The following is an 18,853-nucleotide window of genomic DNA, read 5'->3' on the forward strand; positions in this document are numbered from 1 at the left end:
CGGATCAGCCTCCGACGGCGGCGCGGACGGCGTCGATGACCTGGTCGACGTGCGCGTCGGTCAGCTCCGCGTGCATGGGGAGCGAGAGCTCCTCGGCGTAGAACTGCTCGGCGTTGGGGCACATCCCGCGCTTGAAGCCCATGTCCTCGAAGAGCGGGTGCCAGTAGACCGGCAGGTAGTTGACCTGGACGCCCACACCCGCGGCCCGCATCGAGTCGAACACCTCGCGGCGGCGGCCACCGAGGACGCGCAGCGGGTAGAGGTGCCAGATGGGGTCGACGTGCTCGCGCCGGGTCGGCAGCCGGATGCCGTCGACGCCCGCGAGACCCTCCTGGTAGCGGGCGAAGATCGCGGCACGGCGGGCCTTGAACGCCTCGAGGCGCTTCAGCTGGCTGAGGCCCAGGGCGGCGAGCACGTCGGGCAGCCGGTAGTTGAGGCCGTACTCGTGGACCTCCTGGTGCCAGGGACCCTCGTCGGGGTAGCGCATCCGGTCCCGGTCGCGCACGAGGCCGATGAAGTGGAACTCGTGCGCCCGCTGACCGAGCTCGGCGTCGAGGGCGGCCACGGCGCCGCCCTCGGCGGTCGTCATGTTCTTCGTGGGGAAGAAGGAGAACGTCGTGAGGTCGGCGAGCGAGCCCACCGCACGGCCCTTGTAGGTCGAGCCGATGGAGTGGGCCGCGTCCTCGACGACGAGGGCGCCGACCCGTCGCGCCGTCTCGTTGATCGTGTCGATCTCGATGGGGTGACCGGCGTAGTCCACACCGGCGATGACCTTGGTGCGGTCGGTGACGGACGCGTCGAGGGCAGCCGGGTCGATGTTGGCGGTGTCCTCCTCGACGTCGACGAAGCGCACCTCGGCGCCGAGGGCGAGCGCGGAGGACGCGGTCGCCACGAACGTCATCGGGGTGGTGACGACCTCGTCCCCGGGACCGACGCCGGCTGCGGCATACGCGATGTGCAGGGCGGCGGTGCCGCTCGTCGCGCTGACGCACCGGGTGGCCCCGGTGAGCGCCTCGAGCGCGTGCTCGAAGGCCGTGACGGTCGGGCCCGTGGTGAGCCAGTCACCACGGAGGACCTGGGCCACCGCCTCGACGTCGTCCTCGTTGACCGACTGGCGTCCGTAGGCGATCAACTCAGATACCCGCCTCGAGCATCCCGCGGATCTCGTCGGCCCCGATCCACAGGTCGTTCTTGTCGGAGGCGCAGTGGAAGCCCTCGGGGACGGGCGTGCCGTCGGTGCGCGGCTTGTAGCCCCACGTCGCGAGCTCGGGCTCGAGGACGTAGTACTTGCCGTCCATGATCATGATGGCGCGGCGACCCTCCTCGGGGCTGATCATCTCCTCGTGGAGCTTCTCGCCGGGGCGCAGGCCGATGTCGTGCATCTTGGCGCCGGGGGCGATCGCCTGCGCGAGGTCGGTGACGAGGTGTGACGGGATGTGCGGCACGACGAGCTCGCCACCCTGCATGAGCTCGAAGGTGTCGAGGACCATCTGGACGGCCTCGGGCAGCGTGATGAGGAAGCGCGTGCACCGCAGGTCGGTGATGGGCAGCGACTCCCCCGCCTCGTGCAGGGCACGGAACTTCGGGATGATCGAGCCGCGCGAGCCGGTGACGTTGCCGTAGCGCACCACGGCGAAACGCGACGGGTACTGCGCGGCGTAGTGGTTGCCGAGGATGAAGAGCTTGTCGGCGGTCAGCTTGGTGGCGCCGTAGAGGTTGATCGGCGAGCTCGCCTTGTCGGTCGAGAGCGCGACGACCTTCTTGACGCCGGCGTCGATGCACGCCTCGATGACGTTCTGGCTGCCGAGGACGTTGGTCTTAACGAACTCGTGCGGGTTGTACTCGCCGGTGTCGACCTGCTTGAGGGCCGCGGCGTGCACGACGTAGTCGGTGCCGTGCATGGCGCGGCGCAGGCGGTCGAGGTCGCGCACGTCACCGATGAACCACCGCAGGCGGGGGTCGTCGTTGAAGAGCTGGCGGGCTTCCCACTGCTTCAGCTCGTCGCGGCTGTAGACGATGACCCTCTTCGGGTCGTGGTTGTCCAGCACCTCGCGGATGAACGACTTGCCGAAGGACCCGGTCCCACCTGTGACGAGGATCGACGACCCTTCGAGAATGCTCACCCTTTGACCTCCTGGTCGTGTGTCCGAACCGACAACAGGGCCACCGGCGATGGCGGTGGCCTGCTGGCGACGCGCATTGCGCCACCCGAGAGATTAACAGTATTCGCGTGTCCGCCTCTCCCGTGGCGTCGCTCCCGGAGGCCCACCGGCTACGGCACACTGTGCCCCATGCGTCTTCATGTCGGCCTGCGCTGCGACGGCGGGGCCGAGCTCGGGGTGGGGCACGTCATCCGCTGCCTGGCCCTGGGCGAGGAGCTCCTCGCGCGGGGTCATCGCGTCACCCTCCTCGGCGACGTGGGCGGGGTCGACTGGGTCGAGGCACAGTTCCGCGAGCGCGGCATCGAGCAGCGGGACGCCCCGGCCGACCCGGACGAGCTCGCGGCCCTGGCGGACCGTCTGGGCCTCGACGCCGTCGTGCTCGACGGGTACCTCCTGGACCCGGGGTGCGGCTCGAGGTTGCGGGCGGGGGGCGTCACGGTGCTTGCCGTCTCCGACGGCCCGTTCGGGGCCGATCAGGAGGCGGACGTCGTCCTCGACCAGAACCTCGGCGCCGCCGTGGACCCCGGCCGGGCGGCCACCTCGCTCGCCGGCCTGGACTACGTGCTGTTCCGCGACCAGGTCCTGCGCCGCCGTCGCGACCCTGCCTCCCCCACGCCCGAGGGCGATCCCCCGCGGGTGCTCACCGTCTTCGGCGGCACGGACCCGTATGCCGCGGGCCCCGTCGTCGTGCCCCTCCTCCTCGCGACGGGGCTCGCGCTCCACGTCGTCTGCGTCGCCGCCCGACCCGAGATCGCCGAACGGCTGCGGGCGCTCGAGACCGGCCCCGGCCAGACGGTCGAGGTCGTCGCGCCCGTCGAGGACCTCGCCGCCCTCGCCGTCACGTGCGACTTGGCCGTCACGGCTGCAGGCTCCTCGGTCTGGGAGTTCCTGTGCCTCGGGGTCCCCGCCGGCCTCGTCTGCGTCACCGACAACCAGGCCGTCGGCTACGACGCCGTGGCCGCCCGCGGCGTCGCCGGTCCCGTGGGGCTGCTCTCCGCCCTGCGTGACGATCCCGGAGCGCGGGCCGCCGCGGTCGAGGAGCTCCGCCGGCTCGTCGAGGACCCCACGGTTCGCCGTGAGCTGACCGAGCGCGGACAGCGCCTGGTCGACGGCCGTGGCCGCCGGCGGGTCGCCGACGCCCTCGAGCACCACTCCCATCCCCGCCCGCCCTCGACGATGAGGTCTGCATGACGCGCGCGCGCCCCGCCACCACCGACCTGCCCACCTACGGACCGACGTTCGACGCGATGTGCGCCGCAGCGGCGACCCACTGGCGGACCACCCTGCCGCAGCCGCCCGACGACGCTCCCGTCCTCGTGGTCGACGTGCTCATGCAGGACCTGCGCCTGGCCCTGCGCACGCTCACGCTGGCCAACAGCCTGAGACGGCTCCGGCCGTCGCGTCTGGTGGCGCTGGTGGGTCCCGACCACCACTGGCACGACCGCATCTGGGACGGCTACGACCGCGAGCGGCTCATCCAGCTGGCCACGGCCTACGGCGCCGACGAGGTCATCGACGTCGCGGACCTGGCCGACCAGGTCGCAGGCGGGGCGTCCGTCGTGCGGCTGCTCGGTCGGGACCGGCCCGTCGCTGCCCCCGCAGACGACGCACGCCGGCAGCGCCTGCAGGTCGTCACCGACTCGACCGCGGTGCGCATCCTTCGCGTGCCCCGGCTGGCCGACGCCGTCCCGGAGGACGACGCGGCCGGCATCGGCCGCGCGGCAGCCGCCGAGGACCGCCTCTACCGCACGCTCTTCGGCGGGGACTCCGTGCTCGCCTTCGTCACCAGCCACGTCGACTACGGCCAGTGGGGCCTGGCCGTCGACGCTGCCACGGCCAACGGCGTGCCGGTCATCCACGCCCAGGCGACGGGCGGACTCAAGGCCTACGCCCTCTTCCCCGGCACGGAAGGAGCCGAGTGCGGCTTCCGGCGGGCCCTGACCCTGCAGATCGCGCGGCAGTTCGAGGAGCAGGTCTGGACGCACCGGGACGTCCTCATGCCGGGCGCGGAGCGGACGGCGTGGCGCTCCAAGGCCAACCTGGGCCGTCCGTCGTGGTGGCGCGGCGGCGGGGAGATCTCGCGCCTCGACCTGCGCAGCTCCGCGGAGCGCGAGGCCCTGCGCGGCTACACGCTCGAGCGCCTCGGGCTGGACCCGGACCGGCCCGTCGTGACGGTGTTCAACCACGCCGTCTCCGACGCGGTCCAGGGCAACCACGAGGCCTTCGCCGACCTCGCGACCTGGCTCGAGCAGACGGTCGAGTTCGCGAAGGGTGACGAGAGCGCGTCCTGGCTCTTCCTCGACCACCCCAGCCAGGTCAACTACGACCGCACCGAGCACTTCGAGCGACTCGCCGCGGCGTGCGCGGACCGACCGCACCTCGTCTTCCGGCCCAGCCTGGCGATCAGCCGCAACGCGCTGTGGAGCGTCACCGACCTGGCCGTGACCGTCCGGGGCAGCGTCAGCGCCGAGTTCCCGGCCTACGGCATCCCCGCCCTGCAGGCGGGGTGGTCGGAGTGGAGCCACCTCGGCTTCTCCCGTCGGGCCGACACGGCGGAGGAGTACCTGGAGGCCCTCCGGTGTTCGGTGGGCGACCTCGCCGCCGGCGTGCCGCTCATCACCGCCGAGCAGGCGCGGCGGGCCCGGCTGTGGCTGTGGTTCTACCGCTCCGGCGCCGACGTCACCTCGCCGCTCGTCCCGCACTGGGAGAACGGCCAGGGGGTTGCCCTGCACCAGCTCGTCACGACGGCGATGAACCACGTCGAGGACGACGCCGACCCGGCCTACGTCGCGCTGAGCCGCCTGTGGGAGCGCCGGGACCCGGTGCTGACGAGGATGGACCTCGGCCTCGAGTCGGCGGGGCTCGCCGTGTCCCACGCCCTCACCGACCACCACCCGGCCGGCGCCGAGTGGCACGGGCTCGGCACCGCCCACGACGACCTCGCGGCGGGGGTCCACGGCACACGGGTGTCGTCGGGCCTCGACCCCGTGGTCCGGATGGTCGAGGGCTTCGTCCGCGGCGGCGCCATCGTCGGCCGTGTGGCCGCCACGGAGGCCGTGCTCGTGGTCGACACGGGATCGTCCGAGGCGGCGCGACTCGTCGAGGTCGAGCTCGCCGTCGACGGGGAGAGCGCCGCCTGGTGGGAGAAGCGGGCGACCGCCTCGCACCTCGACGCGACCCGACTCATCAGGCGGGTCGTGGTCGGCCTGCCCGGCGCCGAGGGCACGACGGTGGAGCTGTCCCCCGCCACCTCGCCCTTCGACCAGGCGCCGGGAACCGCGCGGGTCACCGTGCCGGTCCCTGCGGGAGCCGCCCGGCTCGCGACCGTCGTCCTGCGCAGCCACCCCGACGCCCGCGACGGGCGCCTGCCCCAGTCGGCCATCGGTCTTCGGGTCAACTCACTGACCGTCACCACGGGCGCCTGAGCCCGGTCCCACCCAGCACAGGAGAAGCAGTGCCCCGCACCCGTGTCGTCATCCAGTCCCGCCTCAACTCCTCCCGCCTGCCGGGCAAGGCCATGCTCACGATCGCCGGCATGCCGCTGATCGAGCTCGTCGCCCGACGAGCGGGACGCACGGGACACGAGGTCGTCGTGGCGACCAGCGCCGAGCAGTACGACGAGCGCATCGCCAGCCACCTGCACTCGGTCGGGATCGACGTCGTGCGCGGCTCCCTCGACGACGTGCTCGGGCGGTTCGTGCAGGCGACCGCCGACCTGGCGGACACCGACCGGGTCGTGCGGCTGACGGGCGACAACCCGCTGGCCGACGCCGACCTCGTCGACGAGCTCATCGCCGCGGTCGACGCCTCGGGCCACACCTACGGCCGCGTCGACATCGACCAGGTGCCCGAGGGTCTCGGCGCCGAGGTGTTCACCGTCCGGGCCCTGCGCGACGCCGACGAGCAGGCCACGGCCCCCTACGACCGAGAGCACGTCACGCCGTGGCTGCGCCGGACGCTCGGCGAGCTCCTCTTCGTGCCCGCGGACTGCCCGGACGGCGTCGAGGCCTACCGCGCCACCGTCGACGTGCTGGGCGACTACGTCCGCGTCTCGAGCCTTTTCGACGGCGAGCCGGACCCGGTGGGCCGGCCCTGGCCCGCGCTGATGACGCGTCTCGTCGACCGGGTCGACCGGGCCGGGGCGAGGGTCACAGCCGTCCGCACCGACGCCGGGCGACTCTCGCGCGTCGTCCTGTCCGCCCGCAACTTCGACGTCGCGACGCGGGACGAGCGGCCCGCCGAGCGTGCCGAGAGGCTGCGCACGCTCATCGCCGAGGCCATCGAGCGCGGGGTGACCCACATCGAGGTCGGTCGCGGCGACGGTCGCAGCGAGGAGCTGCTCCAGGCGTGCGCCGAGCCTGCCCTCGTCAAGCGGTTCGGCATCATCTCGCGCGTGGCACCGCGCACCCTCGAGGAGGGCTCGTCCGTCGCCGACGAGCTCGCGGTCGAGGCCTCCGTCGAGCGCACCTTCGCGGGCCTCGGACGCCGCGGCGTCGACGTGCTCGTCTTCCCCGGCTCGGCCTCGGCGTCCCGCGGCTGGGAGCGCGCCCGCGCCTACCGCGAGGACGGACTGGTGCCGGCGCTCGGCCTCGTGGCCGAGGTGCCGGCCGACCTGGCCTGGGCGCTCGCCACGACCGACGTGGCCTACGTCGAGGTCCGCGGCCACCAGCCGCTCGACGACGATGCCGTCACGACCCTGACGGCCCTGCGGGACCGAGGATGCGCGCTCGCGCTCGAGGCGTCAGGAGAGACGCTGCCCTCCTGGGCCACCACCGACCTCGTCACGGCCGTGGAGCCGGACGTGCTGGACCGGGCCATCCGGGCCGCGGGCACGCCCTGACCCGGAGGGCCGCCGCTCCGCCCGATCGAGCGGCCGGTCAGGCCGGCTTGGCGTTGTAGAGCTCGAGGATCTCGTCCATCGACCCGTCGGCCTCGAGCCGGCCGCCCTTGAGGTAGAGCCCGCGGGTGCAGAAACGGCGCAGGTCGGGCTCGGAGTGCGACACGAGGAAGAGCGTGCGGCCCTCCGCGAGCAACGACTCCATGCGCTGGTAGCACTTCTCGCGGAAGTCCTTGTCGCCGACGGCGAGCACCTCGTCCACGAGCACGATGGGCTCGTCGAGCGTCGTGATCAGGGCGAAGCCGAGCCGCACCTGCATGCCGGAGGAGAAGTGGCGGAACGGCATGTCGATGCCAGCCCGGACCTGGGGGCCGGCGAAGTCGACGATCTCGTCGAAGCGCTCCGTGATCTCCTGCTTGCTCAGGCCGTGCAGGCCCGCCGTCAGCATGACGTTGTCACGGGCGGAGAGCTCGCCGAGGAAGCCTCCGGTCAGCTCGATGAGGGGCGCCACCCCGCCGTTGACCTTCACCGTGCCCTCGTCGGGCAGCAGGACGCCGGCGATCATCTTGAGCAGCGTGCTCTTCCCGCCGCCGTTGGAGCCGACGAGCCCGACGGCCTCCCCCGGACCGACGCGGAAGGATATGTCCTTGAGCCCCCAGAAGGTCTCCTTGGGCGCGGTGTTCTCACGGCGCAGGACCATCTCGCGCAGCGAGAGCTTGCGGCGACGTGACCGGTAGAACTCGATGCCGAGACCGTCGGCCGTGATGACGTCGCGGGTGCTCGACGCGCCCGGCTCCTGACCGGCGAAGGACCCCATCAGATCTCCTTCAGGACGGCACGCTCCATGCGTGCGAACGAGAAGGCACCCCACACGAGGAACCCGACCGACATGACCGCTCCCACCACGAGCGGGGCGAGCTTCAGCGGTTGCGGGAAGAACCCGGCCCGGTAGAACTCGAGGATGCCGCTCATGGGGTTGAACCACAGGGCGGTCTGCAGCCAGTGCGGCGCCTTGTCGAGCGTGTAGATGATCGGGGTGCCGTAGAAGAGCATCCGCAGCACGATCCGGACGACGCGGATGGTGTCGTCGGCGAGCACGGTCGCGGGGGCGAGGAGCAGCCCGATGCCCGTCTGGAAGATGAACTGCAGCACGAGAGCCACCGGGAACAGCACGAGGCGCCAGTTGAGCTTCGTCTCGCCCGTGATGACGTAGACGACCACGAAGGCGAAGAGCACGGGCAGGGAGAGCAGGAACTCGATGCCCTTCGAGATGACCACGCGGACCACCCAGAGCTCGCGGGGCAGGTTCGTGGACCGGACCAGCTTGGCCTCGGAGATGAGCGAGCGCGCCGTCTCGTTGATCGAGGCGTTGAACCACTGCCACGGCAGGAGGCCGACGAGCAGGAAGAGGAAGTACGGCTGGTGTCCCGCGTCCTTGCGCTGGAAGATCACCGCGAACACGACGAAGTAGATGAGGGCCATCGCCAGCGGGTCGATGATCGTCCACAGGTAGCCGAGCCAGCTCCGGGCGTAGCGCACGCGGAGGTCGCGTTGGACCAGGGTCTGCAGGATCGCCCTCTGCGCCCAGATCCGGGACATGCGCTCGAGCATCACGACTCGTCTCCTTCGGGGACCAACTGGTCCGGCCTGCTGGTGAGGAAACCCCAGCCCCAGCTCATGTGCATGGTCGCCAGGACGCCGGGCACGCGCAGCGCCACCGCCGGACCCTCGCGCCTGGCGATGGCTGCTCCCCCGATGCCGATGCCGGCCGCGTAGGCAGCCGGGACGGCCCAGAGCGGCCGCCACACGAGTCCGCCGACGAGCCCTGCCGCGACGGCGACCAGGGCCGTGGGCGGGGCGAGGTAGCGGGCGTTGATCGACCCCTTGTGACGGGCCGCGACGACGCGACGCCAGCGGCCGTAGTCGCGGTACTGCCGGCCGAGGGCGCGCAGGTCGGGTCGCGGGCGGTACTCCACGGTCAGCTCGGGGTCGAACCAGACGACACCACCGGCCTGACGGATGCGGTAGTTCAGCTCCCAGTCCTGGGCGCGGGTGAACCTCGGGTCGTAGCCGCCCGCCGCCTCGAGCCACTTCCGGCGGAAGACCCCGAGGTACACGGTGTCGGCGGGACCCGGCTCGCCACCGGTGTGGAAGCGTGCGCCACCCACGCCGAGGGGTGAGGTCATCGCCACGGCCACGGCCCGCTCGGTGTCCGTCACGCCCCGCGCGAGCATGACTCCACCGACGTTGGCCGCGCCGGTCTCCTCGAGGACGCCCACGGCGTGCTCGATGTAGCCGTCGCTGAGGAAGCCGTGGCCGTCGACACGCACGATGATGTCGTGCGCCGCCGCGGCGACGGCGAGGTTGAGCGCCTCGGGGGTGCGACCGGACGGGTTCTCGACGACGGTGATCCGCGGGTCGCGGTCGGCCAGGCGCCGGGCGACCCCGAGGGTGTCGTCGTGCCCGGGGCCGACGGCCAGCACGATCTGGATCTCACCGGGGTAGCGCTGGGCGACGACGGCGCCGACCGCCTCCTCCAGGTGCCGCTCCTCGTTGAGCAGCGGCATGATGACGCTGACCGGAGGTGTTGGGTGCACGCGCAGGCGTCCTTCTCGTCGGGGTGGGGAGACTGGGGCGGGCGTCGCGGTCCGCTCCGGGCCGCAACACGGCTGGAACAGACTACTGCCCCTCGGAACCGCCTCCCGACAGCCCGGCGGCCGTCAGCGCAGCAGCTGCCGCGCCATGACGAGGCGCTGGACCTGGTTGGTGCCCTCGTAGATCTGGGTGATCTTGGCGTCGCGCATCATCCGCTCGAGCGGGAAGTCGCTCGTGTAGCCGGCACCGCCGAGGAGCTGCACGGCGTCGGTCGTGACCTTCATCGCGACGTCCGAGGCGTAGCACTTGGCGGCCGCACCGAAGAAGGTGAGGTCCTTGTCGCCGCGCTCGGACTTGGCAGCCGCGACGTAGACCATCTGGCGCGCGGCCTCGAGCTCCATCGCCATGTCGGCGAGCATGAACTGGATGCCTTGGAAGTCGGCGATGCGCTTGCCGAACTGCTTGCGCTCCTTGATGTAGGCGAGCGACTGGTCGAGCGCGCCCTGCGCGATCCCGACGGCCTGGGCGCCGATGGTGACGCGCGTGTGGTCGAGCGTGCGCAGCGCGATCTTCAGGCCGTCGCCGACCTGGCCGACGACGCGGTCGGCGGGGAGGCGGACGTTGTCGAAGTGCAGCTCACGCGTCGGGCTGCCCTTGATGCCGAGCTTGCGCTCCTTCTCACCGAAGGTGAAGCCCTCGTCGGACTTCTCGACGACGAAGGCCGTGACGTTGCCGCCGCGCGGTCCGTCGGGGTCGGTGACGGCGAGCACGGTGTAGTACTCCGAGACGCCGGCGTTGGTGATCCACGACTTCTGGCCGGAGAGCACCCAGCCGTCGCCGTCCTGGCGGGCGCGGCACCGCATCGACGCGGTGTCGGAGCCCGCCTCGCGCTCGGACAGGCCGTAGGAGAAGGTCGTCTCGCCCTTCGCGAGCGGCGGCAGGTAGCGGGCCTTGACCTCGTCGCTGCCGTCGAGGATCACCGGCAGCGAGCCCAGCTTGTTGACGGCCGGGATGAGCGAGGCGGACGCGTCGACGCGGGCCACCTCCTCGATGACGATGCACGTCGCGAGGGCGTCGGCTCCCACGCCGTCGTACTCCTCCGGCACGTGGGGCGCGAAGAAGTCGGAGGCGACGAGCGCGTCGTGGGCCTCCTGCGGGTAGCGGGCCTCGGCGTCGACGGCCGCGGCGAAGGGGGCGATCTTGTCCTCCGCGACTGCGCGGACGGCCTCCCTCAGGGCCTCGTGGTCCTCGCTGGTCCGGAACAGGTCGAAGTCGGCATTCGTGCTCACGGCGCGATCCTACTCACGAGTTCGGATTAGTAGGACGTCCTAGTGATCGACGCCACGACGAGCACGTCCACGCCCCCGCCATACCGCTCGCCGCGGCCTGTCGAGTGAGACGTGGCGTCCACGATGAGGACAGCCGCTCCCGGAGGACGGACACGCATACGTACACTCCCCGGTAGGTCATGAGCGCCAGCGACAAGCCCCGGCTCGCTGGCCGGCAACCCTCCAACCGCGGTGGGGTGCCCCGGGTGAAGACCTGGCCCGTCGACGCCACCAGGCGCTCGGGCAAGCGCGGAGAGACTCTCTCCCGCACCGACCCGTCGGTGCACCAGGTCCGCCACCGGACGGACCCCCGGTCATCGACACGACCCAGGAAGAGCAGACCGATGACCGAGCCCAGCTGGTCCTTCGAGACCAAGCAGATCCACGCCGGACAGAGCGCCGACGGCACCACCGGAGCACGCGCGCTGCCGATCTACCAGACGACGAGCTACGTCTTCGACAACACCGACCATGCCGCAAACCTGTTCGGGCTCAAGGAGTTCGGCAACATCTACACGCGGATCATGAACCCGACGACCGACGTCGTCGAGCAGCGCATCGCCGCGCTCGAGGGTGGCGTCGGCGCGCTCCTCGTCGCCTCGGGCCAGTCGGCGACGACCCTCGCGCTGCTCAACATCGCCGAGGCCGGCGACCACATCGTCGCGTCCCCGAGCCTCTACGGCGGCACCGTCAACCTGCTGAAGTTCACCTTCCCCAAGCTCGGCATCGAGGTGAGCTTCGTCGAGGACCCGACCTCGGTCGAGTCCTGGCGCGCGGCGGTCCGGCCGAACACCAAGGCCTTCTTCGGCGAGACCATCGCCAACCCCAAGGCGGAGGTCCTCGACATCGAGGCGGTCGCCGCGCTCGCGCACGAGCACGGGGTGCCGCTCGTCGTCGACAACACCATCGCCACGCCCTACGTCATCCGTCCCATCGAGTGGGGCGCCGACGTCGTCGTGCACTCGGCGACGAAGTACCTCGGCGGCCACGGCACGTCGATCGCCGGCGTCATCGTCGACGCGGGGCGCTTCGACTACGCCGCCGACCCGGAGAAGTTCCCCAACTACAACACGCCCGAGGAGAGCTACCACGGCCTCGTCTTCGCGCGTGACCTCGGCGTCGGCAGCCCCCTCGGGGCCAACCTGGCCTACATCCTCAAGGCGCGCGTGCAGCTGCTGCGCGACCTGGGCCCGTCGGCCTCGCCGTTCAACGCCTTCCTCATCGCGCAGGGACTCGAGACGCTGTCGCTGCGCATCGAGCGCCACCTCGACAACGCCGCCAGGGTCGCCGCGTTCCTCTCGGACCATGCGCAGGTCGAGCGGGTCGTCTGGGCCTCCCTGCCCGAGAGCCCGTCGCACGCGCTCGCCCAGAAGTACGCCCCCCGGGGCGCCGGCGCGGTGCTGTCCTTCGAGATCGCCGGCGGGCTCGAGGCGGGCAAGAAGTTCGTCGAGGCCCTGACGCTGCACAGCCACGTCGCCAACATCGGCGACGTACGCTCGCTCGTCATCCACCCTGCCTCGACGACGCACTCGCAGGGACCCGAGGAGGACCGCGTCGCGGCCGGGGTGACGCCCGGTCTCGTGCGCCTCTCGGTCGGCATCGAGCACATCGACGACATCCTCGCCGACCTCGAGCAGGGGTTCACCGCAGCCAAGGGGTGAGCCGGGCGCCGTCGGCGAAACCCGGATGAGACGGATCGGCATGGCTGGCACCATGACAGCCATGCCGATCCGCTACCCCGCCCCTCTCCGCCCCGGTGACCGGATCGGCGTGACCTCGCCGAGCTCCGGTGTGGGCGACGCCCTCTGGGGGCGGTTCACGTATGCCGTGTCGTGCCTGCGCGACCGCGGCTTCGAGGTCGTCGTGGGCGAGCTCAACCACGCGCCCTCCCACGTCAGCGGGCCGCGTGAGGCGCGGGCGGAGGAGCTGATGGGGATGCTGCTCGACCCGACGGTCCGGGCCGTCGTGCCGCCCTGGGGTGGCGAGACCGGCATCGACCTGCTCGACCTGCTCGACCTCGACGCCGTCGCAGCGTCCGAGCCCACGTGGTGCGTCGGCTTCTCGGACACCTCGACCTGGCTGACGCCGCTCACCCTGAGCACCGGCATCGCGACGATCCACGGGCAGAACCTCATGGACACCCCGTACGCCGTGCCCGACGGCATCCTCCACTGGGTCGACGTGGCCTCGACCCCGGCGGGTGGCGAGCTGGCGCAACACTCCCCCGGCCGCTTCCGCTCGGGCGGGTGGGACGACTACGCCGCCGACCCGACGGTCTCGCGGATGACCCTCGACGGTCGCGGCACGTGGACCCGCATCGACCCGGGCCAGGAGGGTGAGCCGGTGACGCTGACCGGGCGCGTCGTCGGGGGCTGCGTCGAGACGGTCGGGCTCCTCGCCGGCGGGCGCTTCGGTGACACGAACGCCTTTGCGGCACAGCATGCCCCGGAGGGCCTCGTCATCGTGCTCGACGTCTGCGAGTGGGCGTCGTACGACATCTGCCGCACGCTGCACGCGATGCGCCTGCACGGCTTCTTCGACGCGGCTACGGGCGTGCTCGTCTCCCGGACTGCCGCGCCGGGGCGCGACGGGTTCACGCAGCACGACGCGGTGCGCGACGCGCTCGGGATGCTCGGCGTGCCGATCCTCGCGGACGTCGAGTGCGGGCACGTCGCGCCCTACCTGGCGCTCGTGCAGGGCGCGTCGACGACCGTCGTGCACGACCCGGAAGCCGGCACGCACACGGTCACGCAGCGTCTGGCCTGAGGCGGGTCGGCGGCGACGGGTACGCTCGCCGGGTCATGGAGAAGCAGCTGGTCGGGTCCGAGCACGAGGTCGTCGATGCCGGGGTGACGGGCGAGGCACCCGCCCCGACGGACGGGCCGCCGCACGACGACGGGGCCGCCCGCCGCGTGCTGCACGACGTCTTCGGTTTCAGCTCGTTCCGCGGCTCGCAGCAGGCCATCGTCGACCGCGTCGTGGCGGGTCACGACACCGTCGTCCTCATGCCGACCGGTGGCGGCAAGTCGCTCTGCTACCAGCTGCCCGCACTCGTGCGGCCCGGCGTCGGCGTCGTCGTCTCGCCGCTCATCGCCCTGATGCACGACCAGGTCGAGGCGCTGCGGCTCCTCGGCGCGCGGGCGGCCTTCTGGAACTCCACCTCGTCAGCCGAGGAGTCAGAAGCCGTTCGTCGCGACGTGCGGCACGGCCGACTCGACCTGCTCTACGTCGCTCCCGAGCGCCTGCTCATGCCGTCGTTCCAGAGCCTGCTCGACGACGCGGCCGCGGGCGCCGGCCTCGCGCTCTTCGCCATCGACGAGGCGCACTGCGTGTCGCAGTGGGGACACGACTTCCGGCCGGAGTACCTCCGCATCGCCGAGGTCACCGCCCGGTTCCCCCACGTGCCTCGCATCGCACTGACCGCCACCGCCGACGCGTTGACCCGTCGCGAGATCCACCAGCGGCTGCGCCTCGACGGCGCCGCCGAGTTCGTCTCCAGCTTCGACCGCCCCAACATCCGCTACGTCGTCGAGGAGAAGACCGACGCCCGCGCCCAGCTGCTGCGCTTCCTCGAGCAGGGCAACGACGGCGCCGGCTTCCGCGGGTCCGCCGGCATCGTCTACTGCGTGTCGCGCAAGCGCACCGACGAGATCTCGACCTTCCTGCGGCAAAAGGGCTACGACGCGATCGCCTACCACGCCGGGCTGCCCAGCGAGGTGAGGGCCGCCGCGCAGCAACGGTTCCGACGCGACGAGGGCGTGATCGTCGTGGCGACCATCGCCTTCGGCATGGGCATCGACAAGCCCGACGTGCGCTTCGTCGCGCACGTCGACCTCCCGAAGAGCCTCGAGGGCTACTACCAGGAGACCGGGCGGGCCGGCCGCGACGGCGAGCCCGCGGTGGCGTGGATGGCCAACGGCCTGGCCGATGCGGTGCAGCAGCGCTCGTTCATCATGAGGTCCGACGGCAGCCCCGAGCACCGTCGCGTCGACTCGGCGAAGCTCGACGCGATGCTCGGCTACGCCGAGGCCTCCTCGTGCCGCCGGCGTCTGCTCCTGGCCTACTTCGACGAGGAGTCCGGCGACTGCGGCAACTGCGACACCTGTCTCGAGCCGCCCGAGCTGTGGGACGCCACCGTGCCCGCCCAGAAGGTGCTCTCGGCCGTGGTCCGCACGGGTCAGCGCTTCGGCTCGGGGCACGTCGTCGACGTCCTGCTCGGCAAGCGCACCGACAAGATCGTCAGCTGGGAGCACGACAGGCTGCCGACCTTCGGGGTGGGCAGCGACCTCGCCGAACCCGAGTGGCGCTCGGTCATCCGACAGCTCGTCGCCCGCTCGGTGCTCTCACCCGACCCGGACCGGATGGGCGCCCTCACGATCACGGAGGCGGCCCGACCGATCCTCGACGGCGTGGAGACCGTGGAGCTGCGGCGACTCTCGACAGCCCCGGCACGCAGCCGCTCGCGGTCGGGCTCGCGCTCGGCCTCCACCGCAAAGGCCGGCGGCGGGGCCAGCCCTGCCGACCGCGCGCTCTTCGAGCTGCTGCGCAGCGAGCGGCGCTCGATCGCCGACGCCGAAGGCGTCCCGGCCTACGTCGTGCTGCCCGACCGCACGCTCTGGGAGCTGGTGAAGGCCAAACCGGGCAGCACGGACGACCTACTCATGGTCAACGGCATCGGGCCGGTCAAGGCAGAGAAGTACGGCGCTGCGTTCCTGGGTCTGCTGGCCGAGCACGCGGGCTGATGGCCGGGGGCGTCGCCCTCAGCCGACGACCTCGTCGACGAAGCACCAGCGCCACGCCTCGCCCGGCTCGATCGAGCGCATGACGGGGTGCTGCGTCTCGTGGAAGTGAGCGGTGGCGTGCTTCATCTCCGAGGAGTCGCAGCAGCCCACGTGCCCACACTCGAGGCACAGGCGCAGGTGCACCCAGCTCGTGCCGTCGCGCAGGCACTCCTCGCACCCGTCGGGGGTCCGGGGGGCGGCGCACGAGTCGGCGCTCTTGAGGTGCTCGCACGGAGCTTCGATGGTGTCCACGGGCAACATCTCACTTTCTGCCAGACGGCTCTCCTGGTCGTCGAGACGATCGAGCATCGTCTCCTCGAGGTCGAGGCTGCTCAGCACGACGCGGAGCACGACGTGGTCGGCGCGGCCCTCGTCACGCAGCCGCAGCACCTCGTCGCGCTCGGCCTGGAGCATCTGCATGCGGGCTCGGCGGTAGCGGGCGCTCGGCGTCTCGTCGGCGTCGCCGCTCTGAGGTCCGAGGCGCTCCCACATCTGGTTGAGCCGGTCCTCCGACCGGGACCGCAGGATGTCCCTGGTCGCCTCGTCGAGGTCCTCCATGCGGTCGAGGACGTCGAGCCCCGAACGGGTCGCGGCCTGCAGGACCGTCGCGGCCTGGAGCGCGTCCTCGCGTGGGTCGGGGCCGCGCACGTCGAGCCGCCGGGCGAGCGCGGGCAGGGTGGTGCCCTGGATGAGCAGCGTCCCGATGGTGACGACGACCGCGATGAGCACGAGCACGTCGCGGTGCGGGGTGTTCTGGGGCAGCAGGAGGGCTGCGGCCAGCGTCACCACGCCGCGCATGCCGGCCCACGAGAGCACGACCGTGTGGGTCCACGGCGCCTGCGCCTCGTTGCGGAGCAGACGGGTGCTGACGAACCGGAACGGCACGACCCAGAGCGGGCGCAGGAGCAGCACGGCGACGAGGGTCCCGACGGCAGCGAGGGTGATCTGCCCGGTGGACAGGCTCGACCGCCGGACGTCGGCCACGACGTAGAAGACCTGGAGGCCGATGAGCAGGAAGACGGCGTTCTCGAGGAGGAACTGCACCGACCCCCAGTTGATCCGCTCGCTGAGCCGCGACGCGCCGGACTGGGTGCGCGGCGACTTGTGGCCGAGGACGAGGCCGGCCGTCACGACCGCGATGACACCGGAGGCGTGCAGCTCCTCGGCCGGGACGTAGGCGGCGAAGGGCACCATGAACGACAGCACCGTGTCGAAGGCCGGCTCGGTGGAGAAGTGCCGGCGCAGCACCGACACGACCAGCGCCACGACGAAACCGATGACGGCGCCGCCGACCGAGGCCCAGGCGAAGTCGAGCACGACGCCGTCGAAGCTGACGCCGCCGGAGGACACCCCCGCGGCGAGCCCGGCAGCCGCCAGCGCGGTGCGCAGCGAGACCAGGGCCGTCGCGTCGTTGACGAGGGACTCGCCCTCGAGGATCGTCACGAGGCGCCGAGGCAGGCCGATGCGACGACCGACCGCCGTGGCGGCCACGGCGTCAGGGGGCGCGACCACGGCGCCGATCGCGAAGGCCACCCCGAAGTCGAGGTCCAGCGCCCAGCGGAGGAAGACCGCGACGCCGAGGGCCGTGAAGAGCACGAGTCCCACGGACAGGCTGAGGATGACACCCCGGTTGTTGCGGAAGTCGACGAGCGAGGTCTGGATGGCCGCCGCATACAGCAGCGGCGGGAGGATCCCGAGCAGCACGACGTCCGGGCTCAGGGCCACCTCGGGCACGAACGGCAGGTACGACCCGAGGATGCCCACGACGATGAGCACGAGCGGGGCCGGCAGGTCGAAACGGTCGGCGAGCCACGACCCGCCGAGGACGGTGGCCGCGATCGCGAGCAGCCCGATGGCGATCTCCACGTCGACATCCTGCCCCATCCGGGCCCGCGGCCCGTCGGCCGTCCGCCGACGGGCCGGTCAGCAGGTCAGGCGGCGCCGAAGAAGGAGCGGACGGCGGTGATGACGCGGTCCTGGTCGGTGTCGGTGAGCTCGGTCGCGCACGGCAGCGACAGGCCGCGGGCGAAGAGGCCGTCGCCGACGGCGCCGCCGAGGACGGGGGCGGTCAGGAACGGGGGCTGGGCGTGCAGCGGACGCCAGAGCGCCCGGGCTCCGACGCCGGCCGCGTGCAGGTGGGCCAGGAAGTCGTCGCGGCCGCGGCCGTCGGACTCGGGCACGAGGACGGAGTAGAGCCAGTCCGTCGCGTCGAGGCCCTCGACGCGGGGCGGGAGCACGAGCGGCAGGTCGGCGAACGCCTCGTCGTAGCGGGCCGCGATGCGGTGCTTGGCGGCGACGAACTCGTCGAGCCGTTCGAGCTGGGCCAGCCCGAGGCCGGCGGCGAGGTTGGTCAGGCGGTAGTTGTAGCCGACCTCGTCGTGGAGGTAGCCGACGTCGGGCACCTTGGCCTGCGTCGTGAGGTGCCGGGCTCGGGCGGCGAGGTCGTCGTCGTCGGTGACGAGCATGCCGCCGCCGCCCGTCGTGGCGATCTTGTTGCCGTTGAAGGAGAAGCAGCCGACCCGGCCGACGGTGCCGGTGTGCCGTCCGGCGTAGCGTCCGGCCGTCCAGGAGGCGCCGAGGGACTCCGCCGCGTCCTCCAGCACGGGTATGCCGTGCCGGTCGCAGGCGTCCATCAGCGGTTCCATGTCGGCGGGCTGCCCGAGCACGTGGACGACCTCGACGACCTTGGGCTGGACCTCGCCGGTGGCGGCGCGACGGTCGAGCTCGGCCGCGAGCAGGGCCGGGTCGAGGTTCCACGTCGTGGTCTCGGCGTCGACCAGGACCGGCCGGGCGCCGCAGTAGGCGATCGGGTTGACGGAGCCGACGAAGGTGAAGTCCGAGCAGACGACGTCGTCGTCGCGGCCCACCCCGAGCAGCAGCAGGCCGATGTGGATGGCGGCGGTGCCGGTCGCGCACGCGACCGCGTGCTTCGCGCCGACGCGCTCGGCGAAACGCTGCTCGAACTCGGTGACGAACGGCCCGACCGAGGAGACGAAGCCGGACTCGACCGCCTCGAGGACGTAGCGCCGCTCGAGCTCCCCGATGTTGGGCACCGCGAGCGGGATGGTGCCCTCCGGGCCACGAGCGCCCGGCGCGTGGGCCTCCCCCGCCGCGACACCTACCGGCACACCTGCCGGAGCCTCAGATGGC

Annotated in this window: 14 protein-coding genes and 1 riboswitch; of the genes, 6 read left to right on the forward strand and 8 right to left on the reverse strand. The window is 72.0% G+C overall.

Annotation, left to right across the window (positions count from 1 at the left end; genetic code table 11):
- Nucleotides 1-4 precede the first annotated feature (4 nt).
- Nucleotides 5-1,132, reverse strand: a complete 1,128-nt coding sequence (locus ABD297_RS13750; RefSeq protein ID WP_344255518.1) for a DegT/DnrJ/EryC1/StrS family aminotransferase — start codon at nucleotides 1,130-1,132, stop codon at nucleotides 5-7.
- 1 nt (nucleotide 1,133) lies between these two features.
- Nucleotides 1,134-2,123 (reverse strand): UDP-N-acetylglucosamine 4,6-dehydratase (inverting), encoded by a 990-nt coding sequence (gene pseB / locus ABD297_RS13755; protein ID WP_344255519.1) that lies wholly within the window; start codon nucleotides 2,121-2,123, stop codon nucleotides 1,134-1,136.
- A gap of 168 nt (nucleotides 2,124-2,291) precedes the next feature.
- On the opposite strand from pseB, the gene ABD297_RS13760 reads away from it, so the two are divergent.
- From ABD297_RS13760 to ABD297_RS13770, 3 genes are read left to right on the forward strand one after another with little or no spacing between them, the layout of a single operon-like run.
- Nucleotides 2,292-3,353, forward strand: coding sequence for a PseG/SpsG family protein (locus ABD297_RS13760; RefSeq protein WP_344255520.1), 1,062 nt, complete (start codon nucleotides 2,292-2,294; stop codon nucleotides 3,351-3,353).
- On the forward strand, nucleotides 3,350-5,587 hold the full coding sequence (locus ABD297_RS13765) for a hypothetical protein (protein WP_344255521.1): 2,238 nt from the start codon (nucleotides 3,350-3,352) through the stop codon (nucleotides 5,585-5,587). The genes ABD297_RS13760 and ABD297_RS13765 overlap by 4 nt, the downstream gene beginning before the upstream one ends.
- A 29-nt stretch (nucleotides 5,588-5,616) precedes the next feature.
- A complete protein-coding gene (locus ABD297_RS13770; RefSeq protein ID WP_344255522.1) occupies nucleotides 5,617-7,002 on the forward strand; it encodes a cytidylyltransferase domain-containing protein in 1,386 nt (461 codons plus the stop codon).
- A 37-nt stretch (nucleotides 7,003-7,039) separates the two neighbouring features.
- On the opposite strand, the gene ABD297_RS13775 is transcribed toward ABD297_RS13770, so the two are convergent.
- From ABD297_RS13775 to ABD297_RS13790, 4 genes are all read right to left on the reverse strand, one after another.
- Nucleotides 7,040-7,816, reverse strand: coding sequence for an ABC transporter ATP-binding protein (locus ABD297_RS13775; RefSeq protein WP_344255523.1), 777 nt, complete (start codon nucleotides 7,814-7,816; stop codon nucleotides 7,040-7,042).
- Complete coding sequence (locus ABD297_RS13780) at nucleotides 7,816-8,610, reverse strand: ABC transporter permease (RefSeq protein WP_344255582.1); 795 nt, start codon at nucleotides 8,608-8,610, stop codon at nucleotides 7,816-7,818. Before ABD297_RS13780 ends, ABD297_RS13775 begins: the two co-directional genes overlap by 1 nt.
- Nucleotides 8,610-9,566, reverse strand: coding sequence for a glycosyltransferase family 2 protein (locus ABD297_RS13785; RefSeq protein WP_425581174.1), 957 nt, complete (start codon nucleotides 9,564-9,566; stop codon nucleotides 8,610-8,612). Before ABD297_RS13785 ends, ABD297_RS13780 begins: the two co-directional genes overlap by 1 nt.
- Nucleotides 9,567-9,719: 153 nt before the next feature.
- Nucleotides 9,720-10,883, reverse strand: coding sequence for an acyl-CoA dehydrogenase family protein (locus ABD297_RS13790; protein ID WP_344255525.1), 1,164 nt, complete (start codon nucleotides 10,881-10,883; stop codon nucleotides 9,720-9,722).
- Nucleotides 10,884-11,058: 175 nt separating this feature from the next.
- A riboswitch (SAM riboswitch) is annotated at nucleotides 11,059-11,178 on the forward strand.
- Nucleotides 11,179-11,266: 88 nt separating this feature from the next.
- Here ABD297_RS13790 and ABD297_RS13795 point away from each other — a divergent pair.
- From ABD297_RS13795 to recQ, 3 genes are read left to right on the forward strand one after another with little or no spacing between them, the layout of a single operon-like run.
- A complete protein-coding gene (locus ABD297_RS13795; RefSeq protein WP_344255526.1) occupies nucleotides 11,267-12,583 on the forward strand; it encodes a bifunctional o-acetylhomoserine/o-acetylserine sulfhydrylase in 1,317 nt (438 codons plus the stop codon).
- A 52-nt stretch (nucleotides 12,584-12,635) separates the two neighbouring features.
- Nucleotides 12,636-13,688, forward strand: coding sequence for an LD-carboxypeptidase (locus tag ABD297_RS13800; protein WP_344255527.1), 1,053 nt, complete (start codon nucleotides 12,636-12,638; stop codon nucleotides 13,686-13,688).
- Nucleotides 13,689-13,723: 35 nt separating this feature from the next.
- Nucleotides 13,724-15,664, forward strand: a complete 1,941-nt coding sequence (gene recQ, locus ABD297_RS13805; RefSeq protein WP_344255528.1) for a DNA helicase RecQ — start codon at nucleotides 13,724-13,726, stop codon at nucleotides 15,662-15,664.
- 18 nt (nucleotides 15,665-15,682) lie between these two features.
- On the opposite strand, the gene ABD297_RS13810 is transcribed toward recQ, so the two are convergent.
- Together ABD297_RS13810 and ABD297_RS13815 are read right to left on the reverse strand one after the other, a co-directional pair.
- Nucleotides 15,683-17,569 (reverse strand): Na+/H+ antiporter, encoded by a 1,887-nt coding sequence (locus ABD297_RS13810; RefSeq protein WP_344255529.1) that lies wholly within the window; start codon nucleotides 17,567-17,569, stop codon nucleotides 15,683-15,685.
- 65 nt (nucleotides 17,570-17,634) lie between these two features.
- Nucleotides 17,635-18,831, reverse strand: coding sequence for a DegT/DnrJ/EryC1/StrS family aminotransferase (locus ABD297_RS13815; RefSeq protein ID WP_344255530.1), 1,197 nt, complete (start codon nucleotides 18,829-18,831; stop codon nucleotides 17,635-17,637).
- Nucleotides 18,832-18,853 lie beyond the last annotated feature (22 nt).

The organism is Terrabacter carboxydivorans (genome assembly GCF_039532035.1).
Taxonomy (GTDB): Bacteria; Actinomycetota; Actinomycetes; order Actinomycetales; family Dermatophilaceae; genus Terrabacter; species Terrabacter carboxydivorans.

Coding starts and splice junctions, on each gene's coding strand:
- ABD297_RS13760 (WP_344255520.1), top strand. CDS start 2,292: ATGCGTCTTCATGTCGGCCTGCGCTGCGACGGCGGGGCCGAGCTCGGG.
- ABD297_RS13765 (WP_344255521.1), top strand. CDS start 3,350: ATGACGCGCGCGCGCCCCGCCACCACCGACCTGCCCACCTACGGACCG.
- ABD297_RS13775 (WP_344255523.1), bottom strand. CDS start 7,816: ATGGGGTCCTTCGCCGGTCAGGAGCCGGGCGCGTCGAGCACCCGCGAC.
- ABD297_RS13780 (WP_344255582.1), bottom strand. CDS start 8,610: ATGCTCGAGCGCATGTCCCGGATCTGGGCGCAGAGGGCGATCCTGCAG.
- ABD297_RS13785 (WP_425581174.1), bottom strand. CDS start 9,566: ATGCCGCTGCTCAACGAGGAGCGGCACCTGGAGGAGGCGGTCGGCGCC.
- ABD297_RS13795 (WP_344255526.1), top strand. CDS start 11,267: ATGACCGAGCCCAGCTGGTCCTTCGAGACCAAGCAGATCCACGCCGGA.
- ABD297_RS13800 (WP_344255527.1), top strand. CDS start 12,636: ATGACAGCCATGCCGATCCGCTACCCCGCCCCTCTCCGCCCCGGTGAC.
- recQ (WP_344255528.1), top strand. CDS start 13,724: ATGGAGAAGCAGCTGGTCGGGTCCGAGCACGAGGTCGTCGATGCCGGG.